Source organism: Rhodococcus ruitaii, assembly GCF_055230935.1.
In genome coordinates, this window is sequence record NZ_JBUYWC010000004.1 from 229,206 (window position 1) to 246,396 (window position 17,191).

Annotated in this window: 16 protein-coding genes and 2 pseudogenes; 11 read left to right on the forward strand and 7 right to left on the reverse strand. The window is 65.8% G+C overall.

The features are described 5' to 3' along the window. Positions 1 to 492 precede the first annotated feature (492 nt). Positions 493 to 3,690: a replicative DNA helicase gene (gene dnaB, locus ACZI8W_RS06875; protein ID WP_463367742.1), complete on the forward strand. Its 3,198-nt coding sequence runs from the start codon at positions 493 to 495 to the stop codon at positions 3,688 to 3,690. Positions 3,691 to 3,814: 124 nt separating this feature from the next. Beyond that, entirely contained in the window at positions 3,815 to 4,426 is a 612-nt protein-coding gene (locus ACZI8W_RS06880; RefSeq protein WP_463367743.1) for an AAA family ATPase, read from the forward strand. Between the two features lie 38 nt (positions 4,427 to 4,464). On the opposite strand, the gene ACZI8W_RS06885 is transcribed toward ACZI8W_RS06880, so the two are convergent. Continuing rightward, on the reverse strand, positions 4,465 to 4,659 hold the full coding sequence (locus ACZI8W_RS06885; protein ID WP_463367744.1) for a ferredoxin: 195 nt from the start codon (positions 4,657 to 4,659) through the stop codon (positions 4,465 to 4,467). Positions 4,660 to 4,736: 77 nt separating this feature from the next. Further along, the gene (locus ACZI8W_RS06890; RefSeq protein ID WP_463367745.1) at positions 4,737 to 6,005 is read right to left on the reverse strand and encodes a cytochrome P450; all 1,269 of its coding nucleotides are present in this window, start codon (positions 6,003 to 6,005) and stop codon (positions 4,737 to 4,739) included. Positions 6,006 to 6,257: 252 nt separating this feature from the next. Between ACZI8W_RS06890 and ACZI8W_RS06895 the strand changes: the two genes are divergently transcribed. The 3 genes from ACZI8W_RS06895 to ACZI8W_RS06905 all read left to right on the forward strand — a co-directional run bounded on the left by ACZI8W_RS06895 (position 6,258) and on the right by ACZI8W_RS06905 (position 9,653). Next, positions 6,258 to 6,950: a TetR/AcrR family transcriptional regulator C-terminal domain-containing protein gene (locus ACZI8W_RS06895; RefSeq protein ID WP_463367746.1), complete on the forward strand. Its 693-nt coding sequence runs from the start codon at positions 6,258 to 6,260 to the stop codon at positions 6,948 to 6,950. Between the two features lie 4 nt (positions 6,951 to 6,954). After that, positions 6,955 to 7,593 carry a hypothetical protein gene (locus tag ACZI8W_RS06900; protein WP_463367747.1) on the forward strand — a complete coding sequence of 213 codons (639 nt, stop codon included), beginning with the start codon at positions 6,955 to 6,957 and terminating at the stop codon, positions 7,591 to 7,593. 884 nt (positions 7,594 to 8,477) lie between these two features. Next, positions 8,478 to 9,653, forward strand: a complete 1,176-nt coding sequence (locus tag ACZI8W_RS06905) for a macrolide family glycosyltransferase (protein WP_463367748.1) — start codon at positions 8,478 to 8,480, stop codon at positions 9,651 to 9,653. A 13-nt stretch (positions 9,654 to 9,666) separates the two neighbouring features. On the opposite strand, the gene ACZI8W_RS06910 is transcribed toward ACZI8W_RS06905, so the two are convergent. Beyond that, positions 9,667 to 10,077, reverse strand: coding sequence for an SRPBCC family protein (locus ACZI8W_RS06910; RefSeq protein ID WP_463367749.1), 411 nt, complete (start codon positions 10,075 to 10,077; stop codon positions 9,667 to 9,669). Between the two features lie 325 nt (positions 10,078 to 10,402). Between ACZI8W_RS06910 and ACZI8W_RS06915 the strand changes: the two are divergent. From ACZI8W_RS06915 to ACZI8W_RS06930, 4 genes and pseudogenes are all read left to right on the forward strand, one after another. After that, positions 10,403 to 10,842: pseudogene (locus ACZI8W_RS06915) on the forward strand (transposase); the annotation flags it as partial. A gap of 237 nt (positions 10,843 to 11,079) precedes the next feature. After that, on the forward strand, positions 11,080 to 11,295 hold the full coding sequence (locus tag ACZI8W_RS06920; RefSeq protein ID WP_463367750.1) for a hypothetical protein: 216 nt from the start codon (positions 11,080 to 11,082) through the stop codon (positions 11,293 to 11,295). A 76-nt stretch (positions 11,296 to 11,371) separates the two neighbouring features. Next, positions 11,372 to 11,701 carry a ribbon-helix-helix domain-containing protein gene (locus tag ACZI8W_RS06925; RefSeq protein ID WP_463367751.1) on the forward strand — a complete coding sequence of 110 codons (330 nt, stop codon included), beginning with the start codon at positions 11,372 to 11,374 and terminating at the stop codon, positions 11,699 to 11,701. Positions 11,702 to 11,749: 48 nt separating this feature from the next. Beyond that, positions 11,750 to 12,013, forward strand: coding sequence for a hypothetical protein (locus tag ACZI8W_RS06930; protein ID WP_463367752.1), 264 nt, complete (start codon positions 11,750 to 11,752; stop codon positions 12,011 to 12,013). A 51-nt stretch (positions 12,014 to 12,064) separates the two neighbouring features. On the opposite strand, the gene ACZI8W_RS06935 is transcribed toward ACZI8W_RS06930, so the two are convergent. The 4 genes from ACZI8W_RS06935 to ACZI8W_RS06950 form a co-directional block, all read right to left on the reverse strand. Then, complete coding sequence (locus tag ACZI8W_RS06935) at positions 12,065 to 12,505, reverse strand: GNAT family N-acetyltransferase (RefSeq protein ID WP_463367753.1); 441 nt, start codon at positions 12,503 to 12,505, stop codon at positions 12,065 to 12,067. Positions 12,506 to 12,856: 351 nt separating this feature from the next. After that, positions 12,857 to 14,179 carry a DUF7373 family lipoprotein gene (locus tag ACZI8W_RS06940; RefSeq protein ID WP_463367754.1) on the reverse strand — a complete coding sequence of 441 codons (1,323 nt, stop codon included), beginning with the start codon at positions 14,177 to 14,179 and terminating at the stop codon, positions 12,857 to 12,859. 368 nt (positions 14,180 to 14,547) lie between these two features. Next, positions 14,548 to 15,837 carry a DUF7373 family lipoprotein gene (locus ACZI8W_RS06945; protein WP_463367755.1) on the reverse strand — a complete coding sequence of 430 codons (1,290 nt, stop codon included), beginning with the start codon at positions 15,835 to 15,837 and terminating at the stop codon, positions 14,548 to 14,550. Positions 15,838 to 16,021: 184 nt separating this feature from the next. Continuing rightward, positions 16,022 to 16,204: a hypothetical protein gene (locus ACZI8W_RS06950; protein ID WP_463367756.1), complete on the reverse strand. Its 183-nt coding sequence runs from the start codon at positions 16,202 to 16,204 to the stop codon at positions 16,022 to 16,024. Between the two features lie 121 nt (positions 16,205 to 16,325). Between ACZI8W_RS06950 and ACZI8W_RS06955 the strand changes: the two are divergent. Together ACZI8W_RS06955 and ACZI8W_RS06960 are read left to right on the forward strand one after the other, a co-directional pair. Beyond that, positions 16,326 to 16,670, forward strand: a pseudogene (locus ACZI8W_RS06955) (MucR family transcriptional regulator); the annotation flags it as partial. 29 nt (positions 16,671 to 16,699) lie between these two features. Further along, positions 16,700 to 17,083 (forward strand): hypothetical protein, encoded by a 384-nt coding sequence (locus ACZI8W_RS06960; protein WP_463367947.1) that lies wholly within the window; start codon positions 16,700 to 16,702, stop codon positions 17,081 to 17,083. Positions 17,084 to 17,191: the final 108 nt, after the last annotated feature.

The window sequence follows — 17,191 nt, forward strand, 5'->3', positions numbered from 1 at the left end:
GCGCGGGGCTCCTCGGCGTCTGTGCACAACCTGTGGATGAATCCTGTGGGATTCGAAGAATGTGTGATCCACACCATGTCGTTTCTGGAACGAAACGACTGACACGCCCGACTGCCGATGTGACCACGACACGCCGAAATTCTTTTGCTCCACAGTTGTGAACAGCAGTTTTTGCGCTCTGAACTGGACAAATGCGCAGTGTGACATGCGTTCTCCCCAGGTTGTCCACAGAAGGTGCACAACGGTGTCCACGTGTTTCCACAGTTCATCCACAGATGTGTGCACAACCCGATTTGGTGAGCGGCCTCTTCGTCCCTAACGTCGTGCACACGACTCTCCCCACACGATGTGCCCGGACGGACCGGTAGGTGTCGGTGGGGGCGGGTAGAACGTGGATTGTGGATCTGGGCCGTAGCGTCGGCGCCGTGTACGGAAAGTTCGTCGGCCAGGCATGACCGGAGTCGGTTCGGGATTCGGAAGGGCGGTATCGCGTTGGCAGTTGTGGACGATCGAGGCCATTCCGAATATCCGGGACCGCCCGACGAGCCCGAAACCGATTTCGGGCGCCAGCCTCCCCACGACTATGTCGCGGAGCAGTCCGTACTCGGCGGCATGCTGCTGAGCAAGGACGCCATCGCAGACGTCCTCGAGGTGCTGCACCCGGGTGATTTCTACAAGCCCGCGCACCAGTTCGTCTACGATTCGATCCTCGATCTCTACAGCCGCGGTGAGCCCGCCGACCCCGTCACCGTGTCGGCCGAACTCGACCGCAAAGGCGAACTCAAGCGCATCGGTGGCCCCGCCTACCTGGTCACGCTCACGCAGACGGTCCCCACCGCCGCGAACGCCGGCTACTACGCCGAGATCGTCTCCGAGAAGGCCATCTTGCGCCGCCTGGTCGAGGCGGGCACACGCATCGTCCAATACGGGTATGCGGGCTCCGAGGGGCAGGACGTCGCGGAGGTCGTCGACCGTGCCCAGGCCGAAATCTTCGACGTTTCCGAACGCCGCACCAGCGAGGATTTCGTCCCTCTCGAAGAACTCCTGCAACCCACGATGGACGAGATCGACTCCATCGCCAGCCGCGGCGGTATCTCCGTCGGTGTCCCCACCGGGTTCGCCGAACTCGACGAGCTCACGAACGGTCTGCACGCCGGGCAGATGATCATCATCGCCGCGCGTCCCGGTGTCGGTAAGGCACTCGCGCTCGACACTCCCCTGCCCACCCCGAGTGGGTGGACCACCATGGGGGAGGTTGCGGTAGGCGACGACCTGCTCGACGCCGACGGTGCTCCGACCCGCGTGGCCGCAGCCACCGAGGTCATGCACGGCCGCCCGTGCTTCGACGTGGTGTTCTCCGACGGCACGGTCCTCGTCGCCGATGCACAGCACCAGTGGCGCACCTCCGACGGCGCCGTCCGCACCACAGCCGAACTCGCCGCCACCCTCGACGACGACCACGCTGTCGCCAGCACCGTCGTCGTCAACACCGCTCCCCTTCGGACGCCCGCCGCCGACTTGCCCGTTCCGCCGTTCACCCTCGGTGCCTGGCTGGGCGGCCCGTCCGCCGATCCGCACGTCCACATGCGTGTCGAGGGCGAGGGTGGGTGCACCGAGGCACTGATCGCGTTCGGTGCGCACATCCCTGCTGCGTATCTGCGCGCATCGCAGGAGCAGCGCCGCGATCTACTGGCCGGGCTCCTCGACGCCGGCGGCACCATCGACAGCGACGGCACCATCCGATTCGCTTCGGACTGCGCACGCCTCGTCGGCGACGTCGCCGAGCTGATCGCCGGTCTGGGGCACACCTTCACCGTCGACGGGGGCGAGGTCGCGTTCGAGACCGACGACGACGTCTTCGTCCTTCCCAGCAAGGCCCTGCTGCACAAAGAACGCCGAGTACCGGTACCGGCCGAGCGACACGTCGTTGCCGTGCGGCCGGTGGCGTCGGTGCCGGTGCGTTGCGTCGAGGTCGACGGCGAACACATGTACCTTGCGGGTCGCGCGATGGTACCCACCCACAACTCGACGCTCAGCATGGACTTCATGCGTTCGTGCTCGATCAAGCACGGCATGGGCTCTGTCATCTTCTCCCTGGAGATGGGACGCACCGAGATCGTCATGCGACTGCTCTCTGCGGAAGCGAAGATCAAGCTCGGCGACATGCGGTCCGGTCGCATGACCGACGACGATTGGACCCGGCTCGCGCGTCGCATGAGCGAGATCAGCGAAGCACCGCTGTACATCGACGACTCATCCAACCTGACAATGATGGAGATTCGCGCAAAAGCGCGGCGCCTCAAGCAGAAACACGATATTCGGCTCATCGTCATCGACTACCTGCAGCTCATGACATCCGGTAAGAAGGTCGAGTCGCGTCAGCAGGAAGTCTCCGAGTTCTCGCGAAGCCTCAAGCTTCTCGCGAAGGAACTCGAAGTTCCCGTCATCGCGGTCTGTCAGCTCAACCGTGGTCCCGAGCAGCGAACCGACAAGAAGCCGCAGGTGGCCGATCTCCGTGAGTCGGGGTGCCTGCCTGCGTCCACCCGGATCCTGCGTGCGGATTCCGGCGCGGAGGTCACACTGGCCGAGCTGCTCGAGACCGGTGAGCAGCCGCTCGTGTGGTCGCTGGACGAGCGGATGCGGATGGTCGCGCGACCGATGACGAAGGTCTTCCCCAGCGGGCGTAAGGAAGTGTTCCGGCTGCGACTCGCATCCGGGCGCCAGGTGGACGCGACGGCGAACCATCCGTTCCTCACCGTCGACGGTTGGATGCCCCTGGGCGAGTTGATGGTCGGCGGCCGTGTCGCGGTGCCGCGTGCCCTGCCTGCACCGGTCGGCATGGTCACCTCGACCGACGATGAGCTGATCGAACTCGCCCTCAGGGCCGTCGCAGATGCCGCCGTGCCGTCGCGCGCGTTCGCATTTCCTAAGGATCAGGTCGCTGCGCTGCTCTGCCACGTGTGGGAAGACAGCGGCCTCCTCGCCTGGGACATGGACGCGCAACAGGCGATGATCCGGTACTCGACGGCCGACCGGCGCTTCGTCGACGATCTGGCCGTCCTGTTGCTGCGGATCGGTGTGTTCGCGCAGATCACCGAAACCGCATCGGGTTACGACCTGCGCGTGACCGACCCGGACGGGCAGGCGGTGTTCCTGCACGACGTCGGTGCCCACGGCACGGCGGCGCAGTGGGTGCTGACGCAGCTCGGGCCCACGCTCACGCGGCGCGGCGCCGACGGTGTGACCCCCGAACTCGAGGCGTCGCTCGGACGCCTCCTCGCGGTCGAGCGGTTCACGCCGAGCGAGCTCGTCGGCGCAGCGGCGCCACGCTCCAACCTGGGCAAGGTGGCCGGTGTGCTCGACGAAGCCGATATAGAGATGGTCGCCACGAACAACGTGTACTGGGACGAGATCGTCTCCATCACCAGCGTGGGTGAGCAGGACGTCTTCGACGGAACCGTCCCGGGTACACACAATTTCGTGGCAGACGGCGTTTCGGTGCACAACAGCCTCGAGCAGGACGCCGACATGGTGATCCTGCTGCACCGCCCCGACGCCTTCGAACGCGACGACCCGCGTGGCGGCGAGGCCGACTTGATCGTGGGTAAGCACCGTAACGGCCCCACCGCGACCATCACGGTCGCGCACCAGCTGCATCTGTCGCGATTCGTGGACATGGCGCGCGGCTGAACTTTCCTCCGCTTGTGCGGGTTTCCGTGGGTCGTGAGGCAACGGGAACCCGTGGTACCGGAGGAAAGTTCACACGTGATTCCAGAAGCAACGGCGCGGCCAGCGCGCCACTATGCTCGGCGAAATGCTCATCTGGATCAACGGGGCGTTCGGTGCAGGAAAGACGCAGACCGCGTTCGAACTGAATCGACGCGCCCCGAATTCGCACATCGCTGATCCCGAACTCATCGGATTCGCGGTCCACAAAATGCTTCCCGCGTCTGCGCGAGGCGATTTCCAGGACCGCCCCCAGTGGCGATCGGCTGTCATCGCAACGCTCGCCGACGCGGTCGCTGCCCACGACGGTCCGGTCATCGTGCCCATGACGTTGGTCGAACCGGACTATTTCGACGAGATCATGGCGGGCCTGGCTGTCGAGAGGGTCGACGTCCGGCATTTCTCCCTCGTCGCATCACCCGAGACCCTCCGCCGCCGACTACAGGCCCGCACCGGTTACTGGCTGGGTCGTGCCGTCGGACGGGAGGAGACCTGGGCGATGCAGCAGATCCCGCGTTGCGTCACTGCGCTTGCCACGGAACAATTCGCTGAACAGGTCGACACCGACGGCCGCGCGATCGACGAGGTCGTAGAAGACATCGCGACGCGCGCGGGCCTGGATCTCACCCACAACCGACTGCCGTCCGTCCGCTATCAGTTGCGGCGAGCGGCAGTCGGCATCCGGCACATCAGGATGTGAGCACCGCGCGAGGCACCGAGGTCGACAGGGATTCGGCCTCAGTCCTCCGTGATCTGGATGGCGATCCGTGGGCAACTCCCCGCCGCCCTGCGCACAGCGTCCTGAAGTTCTGGTGCGGGGTTGTCATCGAGGATCGTCACGATGTCCTCGTCGCCGAGCTGGAACAACTCGGGTGCGCTCGCTTCGCACAAGCCGTGTGCTTCGCAGAGATCCGTATCCAGTGTGACCTTCATTCGTACTCCAAAGGCTGGTCTCGAACCCGGCGCAGATCCCGAGGGTGCGTGCTCCGGGTATTCCTGTGTGTCGGTGGTCAGCCGATCGGGTCGTACTGGAGGTGCAGGTTGTTCAACCCGCGCAGCAGATAGGTGGGCTCCCAGGTGAACTTCCTGTCCGACTCGGGGCCGTGCTCCGTGTCGTCGAGCTTGATGTCGCCCATGCGATCGAGGAACCGCTCGATGCTGACCTTCGCTTCGACACGGGCCAGCGGACCCCCTGGGCAGGAGTGCACGCCGCGCCCGAAAGCAATGTGCTCACGCAGGTTTTCGCGGTCGACGCGGAACTCCGCGGGGCATTCGAAACGGTCCGGATCGCGGTTGATCGCGCCGGGCAGAATGGCCACCGGCGTGCCCGCGGGGAGGTCGATGCCACGCAGGGTGGTGTTCTTCAGCACCAGCCGGAAGTCGGTCTTCACCGGGCTCTCCACGCGGAGGGTCTCCTCGATGAATGCGGGGATGAGGTCGCGGTCGTCGCGCAGCTGCTTCTGGATGTCGGGCCGTTCGGCGAGTACCTGGATCGACGAACTGAGTAGCCGGGCAGTGGTTTCCTGGCCGGCAGCGAACAGGAAGGTGGCCAAGCGCACCACGTCGATCACTTCGGGCAGGGTGCCGTCGGGATAGGTGGCGGTCGCGAGGTCGGTCAATACGTCGGCGCGGGGATTCTTGCGGCGGTCCTCGATGTAGCCGCTGAACTGGGCGTCGAGCCATTCGAGTGGGTTGACCTCGACTTCTTCGTTCTGGTCGAGCGTGCGGGCGGTCTGGGAGAGCAGCTTGTCGCGGAACTGGTCGTGGTCTTCTTCGGGAACACCGAGCAGGTCGGCGACCACGATCAACGCGAACGGTTTCGCGTAGTCGTTGAGTAGCTCCAACCGGCCACTTCCGAAGAAGGTGTCGATCTGCTTGTCGGCGAGCCGCCACATGAACTCTTCGTTCTCCTTGAGCCGCTTCGGTGTCAGCAGCCGCTTGAGCAGTGCCCGCTGTGCCGTGTGGTCCGGTGGGTCCATCGTGACCATGTGCTCGTTCAACGGCAGCTGGTCGCGGTGTGCGGCGAGCTGCTCGGTGATGTCGTCGCCTTCGGGCTCGAACGGCAGCGGTGGAAATGGACCCAGGAAGGCGTTGGCGGAGGAGTACACCTCGTGGTCGCGATACACCTCGAGGGCTTCCTCGTAGCCGGTCACGGCGACCACCCCGTGGTGCGGCATGTGGGTCACGGGGCACTTCGAACGAAGATGCTCGAAGTACGGGTACGGATCTTCCACCAGGGACGCGTCGGTGAAGAAATCGATCTCGTCGAAGCCGGTCAAGTCTGCCTCCTCTTCGGGGTGCGCAACGGCGTCGTTGCACACGGGATCTTCAAAGCACGGCCTGGAGCGAACGGCTGGGCTGTGCCGTGCGGGAACCGGATATCCGATTGAGAGAATACTGTATTAATTCCCGCATGGGAAGAATATTCATGCATATTCGGCAGGACGACGTACCTACAGCTCAGGGGTGTGGAGCGGTGTCGTGCAAGACGGGCAACCCTACGGCGAAACCGGAGGTCGTAGGCTTGCCGCGTGAGTAGCGAGGAGATGGTCCACGGCGCGAGCACGCGCCGCCGCCGCGGTCGGCCCAGCAAGATCAGCCGTGCTCAGATCGTCGCCGCGGCTCGATCCCTGCCTCCAGCGACACTCACCATGCAGGCCGTGGCCGACGAACTGGGCGTGGATCGGAAGGCCCTCAACTACTACGTCAGCGATCGGCAAGGGCTACATGAGCTGGTGGCGTTGGACGTCTTCGAATCCGCGATCCGCGATGTCGACACACCGGAAAGCCAGGACTGGCGCCAGATATTGCGGTCGTGTGCGCGCGCGATGAAGGAGGCGCTGACGGCAGCGGGCGTGCTCATCGCCTACATCCGATTCGACGGAATGACCGACCTCGGCGCCCTCACGACAGTGGAGCGGATCATGGAACGCCTGGTACGCGCAGGGTTCGACGCCGAGGAGGCGGGGCGCGTGGTCACCCTCCTCGCGGTGATCGCGCACGCGGCGGCACGTGAAGAGATCACGGCCGCGTCGGGTGCGGCCGACCCGCAGGTCGACGACGTCGTGCGTACGGTGGAGTCGGGATCCACGGATTTGCAGCTCCTGCACAGATTTGCGTTGAGCCGTGAAACGAGCTCGCGTGCAGTCGAGCAGTTCGAGTTCGAGCTCGATCTGATCGTCGACGGGTTGGAGCGGCGCCTCGAGCAGCGGCGCGCCAGGTAACCGCGTGCCGGTGAACGCTGAGATACTCGGCGCCATGGCCATGATCAAGACGTATCGGCGCGACGACGCCGGAGTCCTGCACTACCGCGAGGCGTGGAGTGAGCAGTCGGGGGTGCGAACGCACACGGGCGTTGTCGGTACGAAAGGCCGCACCCGTTTCCATTCGGCACGGAGCCGGACGTGGCCCGACCGCCCGACAGCGAAGGAATTCCTCGCCACGTTCACCGAGGAGGCCGCAGCCGACGGCTTCTTCCCGATCCCCGACGACGATCACGGCTGGGTCGTGCTGCAGTGCTGGACCTTCACCACCGACCTCTCGCACCCCGACGATCAGCGGCTCTTCGATCACGGCCAGAGCGCCCTGGACGACTATCTCGGCTGGCGCGGGGTCGGGCATTACGACGGCAACGACATCGGTGGGCGGCCGCCCGCCAGTTACGGCCTCGATGGCACCGTGATGAACCTGTTCTGCACGGTTGTGGACACAGGCCTCGGAGTGAAGGTGGTGCGGCGCTTCGCTCGGGAGTTCCGGCTCACGCCGTACCACGTCATCGCCACACGTGAACCCGGCGACGACAGCGACTACACGCTGGCATGGTCGCCCCGTAAGCGAGACAAGGACTTCGACCTCTTCCGACTCTGACACCCGCGTCGCCCTGTGCGGTATCGGGCGGTGACGAGAAGGACGCCCTGCGGGCGACTGCGCCCAACCGAGCGGAGACCCTACGGGTCCCTGAGCTTGCTGGCCCCTTCCCCACCGCTGCCCGGTCGCCATGCCCCGATAGACCGTCTCGGCCAGCACGTCATGCCGCACGTCGCAGAGGACGTGCGGCTCGTACTGGACCCGGTCGGTCGTGTCGACCCGCACGATCGGGTGCTCCACCACCAGCTGCGGAGACGAAGGATACTGGTGCCCAGTCGGTTTCGAACACGGGGAATGACGCCCCGGTTCGCGGCGCCCACGCGCCGACGTCGGACCTCGGGAGACGAGCGACGGAGACTCCGACGTGTCGCGGCTACCGGAACGGCCCGCGCACACGTCGCAGCACACACTTCGAGCCCCTCGACCAGATCGGTCGAGGGGCTCGGAAGGTCATGACGTCAGAAGAGGCCCCGGCGGGGAGGGGATGAGGTCGGCGTCGAAGGCCGAACCGTGAGAAGCGCCCCTTGAGGGCGTGTGGATAGACTCCACCGTACGGTGCATGACAGTCTCTTTCTGTCGTGTGCCCAGACCCCGGATCCGGTGTTGGCGCACCGCCCGGGGTCGACCTGCGTTCAGGCCAGTGCAGGCATGATCCCACGACGGTGGGGTGGCGTCAATGGTGGTACACGTCGATATGTTCGAGAATCTACGTCTCGACGTCATTGCCCGCGGTGACGGCAGGTTCGCCGAAAAATCGGATGCGCCGGGGAGCATCGAGGGTTACGGTCGCGGGCATGGAATTACTTCAGATCTACAGCTGACGCCGACGTACGCGTCGCCCGCTCGATGTCCATCCGCCGTAGACCCGAAATGAGTGGTATTCCATGTCCGTTCGCCGCGCACATATCGCAATGGTCGGCGTTCCCGCCGTCAGTCATGTTCTTCCGAGCCTCGAGATCATCCGTGAACTGGCTGCTCGCGGCCATCGGGTGACCTACGCCAACGACTCGGCGGTGGCAGGGCTCGTCGAGGGTGTGGGTGCCGAACTCGTCCCCTGCGCATCTGAACTGCCAGTGGCCGAAAATGATTGGCCCGACGACCCGATCGCTGCGATGAGCTTGTTCCTCGACGATGCGATCCAGGCACTCCCGCAGTTGCATGCTGCCTACGACCACGATCCGGCAGATCTGTACCTGTACGACATCGGTGCCTATGCTGCACGCGCTCTCGCGGAGTCGCAGGGCAAGCCCCTGATGCAGCTGTCGCCGACATTCGTTTCCTGGAAGGGATACGACCAGGAGGTCGCCGCGCAGTTGTGGGAACTCCCGGGCGCCGACGCCTACCGGACGAAGTTCGCACGATGGCTCGTGGAATGCGGGGCCACCACCACCGACATCGACGTCTTCCCGAACCGTCCCGCGCACGCTCTCGCGTTGATCACGCGGGCAATGCAACCGCAGGCCGATCGCGTCGACACCGACACTGTGACGTTCGTCGGCCCCTGCTTCGACCTGCGCGCCGATCAGGACACCTGGACCCGTCCCTCCGACGCAGAGAACGTGCTGCTGATCTCCCTCGGCTCCGCCTACACGCGGCAACCGGAGTTCTACCGGCAGTGCCTTGCAGCATTCGGCAACCTGCCGGGCTGGCACGTCGTGCTGCAGATCGGCAAGTACACCGATCCGAACGAACTCGGCGACATCCCGCCCAACGTCGAAGTGCACTCCTGGGTTCCGCAGCGGGCGATCCTAGAGCAGGCCGATGCCTTCGTCACTCACGCCGGCATGGGTGGCTGCGGTGAAGGGCTGCTGGCGGGCGTCCCCATGATCGCCGTGCCGCAGGCCGCCGAGCAGTTCATGAACGCCGACCGGCTCGTAGAGCTGGGAGTGGCCCGCCGGATCGACACGGACGACGCCACGGCAACGAATTTGCGTACCGCCCTGACCGAGCTTGTCGACGACGTAGCGGTCCGCAACCGTTCTGCGCAGCTGCGCGCCGACGCGGTGGCCGAAGGAGGCACTTCGCGTGCCGCCGACCTCATCGAGGAGATGCTTCCCTGAATCGTCGGTGCTCCTACGGCTCGAGCAGCGCCCGTAGACGTTCGAGGTCTTCCGCGACCTTCCCGGTGTCCCGATCGAACTCGGCGTCCGACAGCTCGATCTGACGGACGGTGAACAGCACCTCGGAGCCGTTCGGGTGCGCGAGTACGCGCACCGGGTTGTTCACCGTCGTGCCCGACGGCAAGGTGACGTCGTGGTCGAGCACACCCAGGTCGTTGTGCGCCGCGAACCGGACGGTGACCCGACCCATAGGAGAATCCACCACGAGGGTGTCGCCGTCGCGTTCGACGTGACTGTGCGCCAAGCCGGCTGCCCACCTGGGCAGGTTGTCGGGATCTGCCGCGAATTCGTACACCTGCGCGGGCGGACGTGCGATGACCTGGCTGACATGACGGCTGCGGATGACGCTCGGATCGTTGCTCATGAACGACACGCTATTGCGCAGACCGACGGTTGTCTTCCAGAAATCAGACCGGAGTCAGCGATGTGAGGGCGCGAAACTCGTCGTTGAGGTGGGATTGGCTCGCGTACCCGGCGCTCACCGTCTCGGACGCAATATCGGACTGTTCGTTCGCGGCATCGAGGAAGCGATGGAGCCGGGCGAGAACGGATCATCTTCCCGCTCGCTCCTTCGAGCGCAGTACGCCGAACCGTCGTCCTGCCGACCGCACCCGCTGGTGCTGCGAACCCTGCGGCGCGTCGACCACCCAGTCACGTCCGGACATCACCCCCAAAGCCCAGTTAGCCGTATTCCGGGCAGCGGCTACGAACGCATCGCCACATCCGGCTGCTCCGACCGCACCATCCGCAGACGGCTCGCGAGTGGGCCGAACGCGGGATCGGACTCGAGGTCCTGAGCGCTGCCCTGACCGCGTACGACCGGATGCTCGGGTCGGACCTCGATGATCTGTCGGTCGACGGATCGATCACGAAATCCCCGTGTGGTGGCGAGGTGTCGGGTCGTTCCCCGGTCGATCGTGGCAAGCAGGGCACGAAATCCTCGGTGGGTGTGCGACGGTCGCGGGATCCTGCTGGCGATGGTGTCGGCGGGCGCGAACCGGCACGATTCGCCGCTGCTCGAACCGACCCTCCCCTCTGGTTCCGGACATGATCGGTCCTCTGCCGCAGTACGTGTGTGCACCTCGATCGTGGCTACGACTCGGCCAAGACACGGGACCTGCTCAAGGAGCCGCCTCGACGTCCTCGCGGCCGGCCCACGGTCCGTCGAGGGGGACCGGTAGCGGTACTGCAGCCGGACCGCAAGAAACGTGCGGTGCCGGAACCAACAGAGACTGACCACCGACCAAGGAGGAACCGTTGCCAGGTCTAGACCACCCGCCCTACGCCGCGTGGTCGGCCACGAAGGCGGTCCGAAGGCCGCTATTTTGTACTACACAAATAGCCAATTGTGGACTACAGTATTGCGATGGCGATCAAGTGGACCGACAGTGCGCTCAAGCACGGCATCGACATCGAGGACGCGAAACATGCCATCGCGCACGCGCACTACATGGAACAGGACTTCGACGAACCCCGCCCGCCGTCGACCATCCGGCCCACCCTGTTCCTCGGTCCGGGGCGTCGACTCGGAGCACCACTGCTCGAGGTCATGGTCGAGATCGGCCGACGTGACGTGACGTGACGATCTTCCACGTCATGGAGGCCCGGAAGAAGCACCTCGACCGGATGAACGACTGAGCGCAGCAGGAGGAAAGACCATGAGCACCAAGAAGAACAAGGTTTACGACGCCGCAGCCCGATGGGCCGAGGAAGACATGGTTCTTCCCCGCGACTCGACCACCGCCCGTCACGGGGAGGACGCCGCCGCGGCAGGCCGGGCTCTGCTCGCCCGCGCACACGCCGGCAGACCCAGCCTCGATCCGCAGGCCGAGCCCGGCACCGAGTCACCGAAGCGGCAGGTCCGCCTGCCGCAGGCGGTCAGCGAGCAGGTCGACACCATCGCCGCCGCCCAGGGCCGACGCGCCGCCGAGGTCATGCGCGAAGCCATCACGCTCTACGTGCAGGAACATCAGACCGCACAAAGGTGAGATGCCCAGCCCACGCATCGACACGCGACCCAAGAGCTGCCCGTATACATGCTTCCCGACGGGACGATCTGGGGCAGACGGCTCCACCCGCGCACCTACTGGCTGATCGCGGCGATGTGGGCGGCGCTCGCGGTGTGGTCTCTGACCAGCGGATGGGCCTGGTCCGGTGTGGGATACGCCGTGGTCGCCGCAGTATGGGCGATCCTCGCTGCGGCCCGGTACTGCACCGGGCCGCAGACAACGAGCGGTACCCGGAACCAACAGGGCACGGCACCTCCGGCCGGTGGAGGTACCCCTGAGCCACGTGCCTGACCCTGGCGCGCACAGGCGGACAACTCCTCGAATGTGGGGTACCAGAGGCAACTACGAGCGATTCGGGGTGTACCGAAGAACGTTGGAGTCCCGCTCCTCGAAGCCGAGCCCGCGGTAGAGGCGGTTCGCCGCCTCCCGCGACGCACGCGAGGTCAGATCGACCGTCCGGGCACCGAGTTCAGCTGCCCGATCGATCGCGGCGCGGGTCAACGCGGCGCCGGCCTGCTGCCCCCGCGCTTCGGTATCCACTACCACGTCCTCGATCCACGCCCGGACTCCGGTCGGGATGGGGAAGACCACCAAGGTCAAGGTGCCGACGACGCGGCCGTCCAACCGGGCGACGAAGAGCGTGTTCGCCGGGCACTCCACGACACTGCGGAGCGTCTCGACCGTCACCGGTGCGGCGGAGCGGGACAGTTGGGGCACCAGACGCGCGAAGGCGGCGACGATCTCCTCGGTGACGTCACTGACCTGCTGGATTTCCACAGCCATGGGTTCTCCTGGGTGACATGCGGATGACACCGCGTCGGATTGGGATTGTGGGAGCAGCCCAGTAGACCAGTTCGCCGATGACACACCGGGGCCCGGGCCTGGAACAGACGCCGGCACCGCACCGCGCGGAGGGGCCTCGATTCGCCGGCGGGACCCACGCGGCAGCACGATGGCCACGTAACCTGCGCCCGGTAGATCGTTCTGCGACGGGAGACCCTCCCACTGTTTCCTGTCGCTTGGCTGGAAAGATCCGCACTGCACGACATGCCGATCGTTGGGAGCGTCGCGAAGAACAGCGACAACAACCCGAAACCCGTCTCCTGGCACATTCCGCCCCCGAAGGGGGTGGGGTCAGTTCTCGCCCAGGCCCAGTTCTTCGGCACGAACGAACTTGGTGTACTGCGCGGCCACTCGCTGAGGAAAGGTGCCCAGCGTATCGGGGGAGACGGTGTCGAGTCGCCGTTGCCCATACAGTTCGGCCATGTATCGGCCGTGCACCATCAGGCACACCGACATCCGGCCGGTCGCAACGTCACCGGTCCAGCAGGTGGTGCCGGGCACGTGCTGCGGAACCGAGGCGTCTTCGATCAAGTCCGGATAGTTCTCGAGCGTCATCTCGGCGAACTCGTCTCGCAGGGTCAGTGCACCCTCGTCACTACCGGTGCGGTAGACGGTCGAATTGAGTTTGGCGACTCGATCGGTGCCGGTGGCCTCGAATACCGCGCGGGTGCGGGCCGAATGGGTGTCGAAGTGCAGCCACCCTGCCGGTCCGTAGACCGCGATATCGTTGAAATTCCCCGACGTTTCGCCGTCGAGGTACCCGACAGCGCGGCCGAGAACGTTGTCGCTATCGATCGGTAGATCGGCGATCTGATCAGTGGCGGTGGCCGGGAACCGATCGAGCAGCGCTTGCTGCTGCTGCACGGCGCGCACGCTGACGTCGGTGGCCCATGCGGTGTCGGTGCCCTCGTTGTAGGCGTAGGTGTAGATCACGAACATCCCCCGTGCGGTGACGGTGTTCATGCCGTGGGAGTCGACCATTCCGGGTCGATCATCGGGGACATCCACCTGGTGCGTGCTGGCGAGAGTGCCCGGCACTTGTGCGAGTACGACCGGATCTGGGCCTGTCGATTCCACGCCGGAGTACTCGCTGAAGCTATCGTCATCGGCTTGGGGACGGAGCGAGGTGTCGTAGAAGACCTGCGCCGCGTTGCTGGCATCCTGCTCGGTGGGAAAACGCCAGACCTCGATGTTGAGTTTCCGGGACTGGTCGGGGGTGCGGCGGAAGCTCTGGAAACCACTGAAACGCCCGAACGGTTCGATCGCCTCCTGCACTTCGCGGCTCATGAAAGGATCGATGATCCCGACGGTGACCTCGACACGAATTGCTGTGGTCAGAGCGGGGTCGATGGTGTGGGGGTGGACGACGTACTCGGCCAGACGCTGGCCTTCCACCGCGGGACCGTATTTCCCGGCCAGTACGCCTTCGGCGGCGTAGTCCCGCGGTTCGGTCCCGTACTCGCCGGTGTCGAGTGACTCCGGATCGGCGGGTGTGACTGCGGATTTGTTCTCGGTGAGGGCGGTGCCGTCGATTCGGGTACTGCACCCGGCCACCGTCACGATGACAGCGGCCGCGACAGCCAGAACCACACGGGTACTGCAGGTGGTGCGCACAGGCGGACAACTCCTCGAATGTGGGGTATCAGAGGCAACTACGAGCGATTCGGGGTCGGTACGTCGAAAGTCCCTGCTTCGGTGGTGGGTTCGGAAGACTCTGCGGTGGGGCAGAGTTCACCCAGCCGGTCCCGGGCCGCACACCCCCATGTTTGTTTCTGTTCGTCGCTTTCCGTTCCCCTATTCGGATTCGGGTATCGCGGTGTGCGTGCCATGTCCCCCTCATTGTCAGCGGCAATCGTTCCCCTCCTGTCACGTGACCGGAAAGATCCGCACCTCACACCATGCCGACCTTTGGCAGCGTCCCGAAGAACAACGACAACAACCCGAAGCCCGTTTCCCGGGACATTCCGCCACCGGGGACGGGATCAGTTCTCGCCCAGGCCCCACTCTTCGGCGCGAACGAATTTGGTGTACTGCACGGCCACCCGCTGGGAGAGAGTGCGCAGAGTATCGTCGGCGGGATCGGAGGAGTGGAGGGGGCTGTGCCCGGGTAGTTCGGCCAGGTACCGGCCGTACACCATCAGGCACACCGACATCCGCCCGGTCGCAACGTCACCGGTCCAGCAGGTGGTGTCGGGCACGTGCTGCGGAGCATGGAGGTCTTGTTTCAGGTCGGGGTAGTTTTCGCGGGTCATCACGGCGAACTCGTCGCGCAGGGCCCTCGCGTCGTCGTTGCTTGCGGTGCGGTAGACGGTCGTATTGGCCATGGCGACTCGATCGGTTCCGGTGGCCTCGAACACTGTGCTGGTCCGGGCCGGATGGGTGTCGAAGTGCAGCCATCCGGCCGGTCCGTAGACGGCGATCGCGGAGTAGGAGACGGTTTCGTCTTCGAGGTACCCGACGGCGCGGCCGAGGACCTGGTCCACATCGATCGGCAGCGCGGCGATCTGCTCGGCGGGGGTGGCCGGGAACCGGTCGAGCAATTCCTGTTGCTGCTGTATGGCCCGCACGGTGGTGTCGGTGGTCCATCCGGTGTCCGTGCTCATGTCGCTGGCATGGGTGTGGATCACGAACATCCCCCGTGCGGTGAAGGTGTCGACGTGGTTGTGGATGTTGGAGTCGAAGTCTTCCCAGCGGTAGCTGCTGGCGAGCACATCGGACAGCTGCGGCAGCGTGACCGGGATGGGCCGTTCGTCAGAAGCCCAGTCCGCCGCCGGATCGATGCGGTTGTCCTGGATTGCTTGCGCGGCTCCTGCGGCGTCCTGCTCGGTGGGAAACCGCCACACCGAGATTCCGAGTATGCGGGATCCGTCGGCGGTGTCGCGGGTGCTGTAGAAACCACTGATGAACCCGAACTGGTCGGCTATCTGCTGTACGGGTTCGTTCATCCAAAGATTGACACCGTCGACGGTGACCCCGACATTCGTTGCTCTGGTCAAGGTGGGGTCGACATCGTAGGGGTGTGCGACGAACTCGGCGAGACGCTGAGCTTCCACGACCGGACCGAAGTCCTCGGCCAGCTGGCCCTCGGTGGCGTAGTCCCGCGGCTCGGTGTTGTATTCACCGGTGTCGAGTGACTCCAGGTCGACCTGTTCGGACGCCGCGGCCTCGGCGGCGACAGTGGTGCTGTCGGGGGCCGCACCGCACCCGGCCAAGGTCACGGTGGTGGTGGCCGCAACCGCCAGGACAGCACAGGTGGTGCGCGATGCACGCATCAGCAGACAACTCCTCGCATGGGGTAGTCACCAGCCCCGGCCGGTACGGTCGGGAGACATGTCGGATATGCCTCTGACCGACGAGACCGGCAGAACCTCGCACACCCCGACACGAGCCGGGGGCGTGGGATAAAGGTGTGCGGCGACGGTGTCGATCCCGGTCCGTTGCCGGCAGGTCGTGCGGTCATCGGAGCGAGACCGGGTGGATCCGCACCGCATAGCGGAGCGCGTCGGCGGCGGTGAACCCGGCCATCGCCGCGCTCTGCTGCGCCTCCCACAGGTCTTCACCGAGGTCGACGAGGCCGGGCCACGGCGAACTGTTCGGCGGCGTTGCGGGACGGCAGCACACAGTCGCCGAACCAACCACCCGACCGCAGATGCTCGAAAATCGAGGTGGTGCGGGCCGGCCGTACCGCGGACACCCCCACGTCCCTGCCCGGTCATCGTCCCCCTCTGACGAACACGAAAAAGGGGGGAACGTGCAGGTGATGCACCAAGGTCCACGCCCCCCACCTGTGGACCGCTCCGACCGTACCGGTCCGACCGACACGGCAAGGGTCCGGGGTCACCCGAAGACCCGAAGACACCTCCGCGGGACACCGATCACCGAGACCCGCCCGGCGACGGGAGCGCCGTCCGGGTACGACCGGTACGGCATCCTCGACGACGACGGCCACACCGTGCTGTGCCACGAGTGCGGGCAGCGGTACACCTCCGTCGTCGCGCATCTGAAAAAGGGACACGACCTGACCGCCCGCGACTACAAGATCCGCCACGGCCTGCCGTTGGGCCGGGGACTGGCGGCGCAGCGACTGTCCGACACCCGATCCGCCCGGGCACGGGAGCAGATCGGTAGCCGCGGATGGGACCGCTTCGAGCAGGCCGCAACCCGGCCGCGGCGTCCGCGTCCCGCGACGAGACGAGCTTCGCTGTGGCTGCCCGCGCGGACGGGAAAGCCGACACCGCCCGCCGCAACGGTGCCCGCGGCCGGCGGGTGCAGGTGGTGCACTGCGTGATGTGCGGCGCCGCGTGGTGTCCGCTGCCCGGCGGGTACACCCTCGAGACGTGTTCGCGGGAATGCTGGGACGCCTGGAAGCGGGTGAACCCGGCGAACGCGCCGGTGCGGAACACGGCCCGGGACGCGCGGATCCGGGCATGGTCTCGTGCCGGTGTTTCGGTCGCCGAGCTCGCCGCCGAGCACGACCTCACCGGCACCCGGATCCGGCAGATCCTCGCCGGTGACTGACCCGGGAGACCGACGCCGGCGGCGCCGACCGTCGGGTAGGGGGTGGCCCGGACGGGACGGCGGTGCACCGGGGGAAGGTGAATATCCCGAAGAGCCGCCAAGTATGGC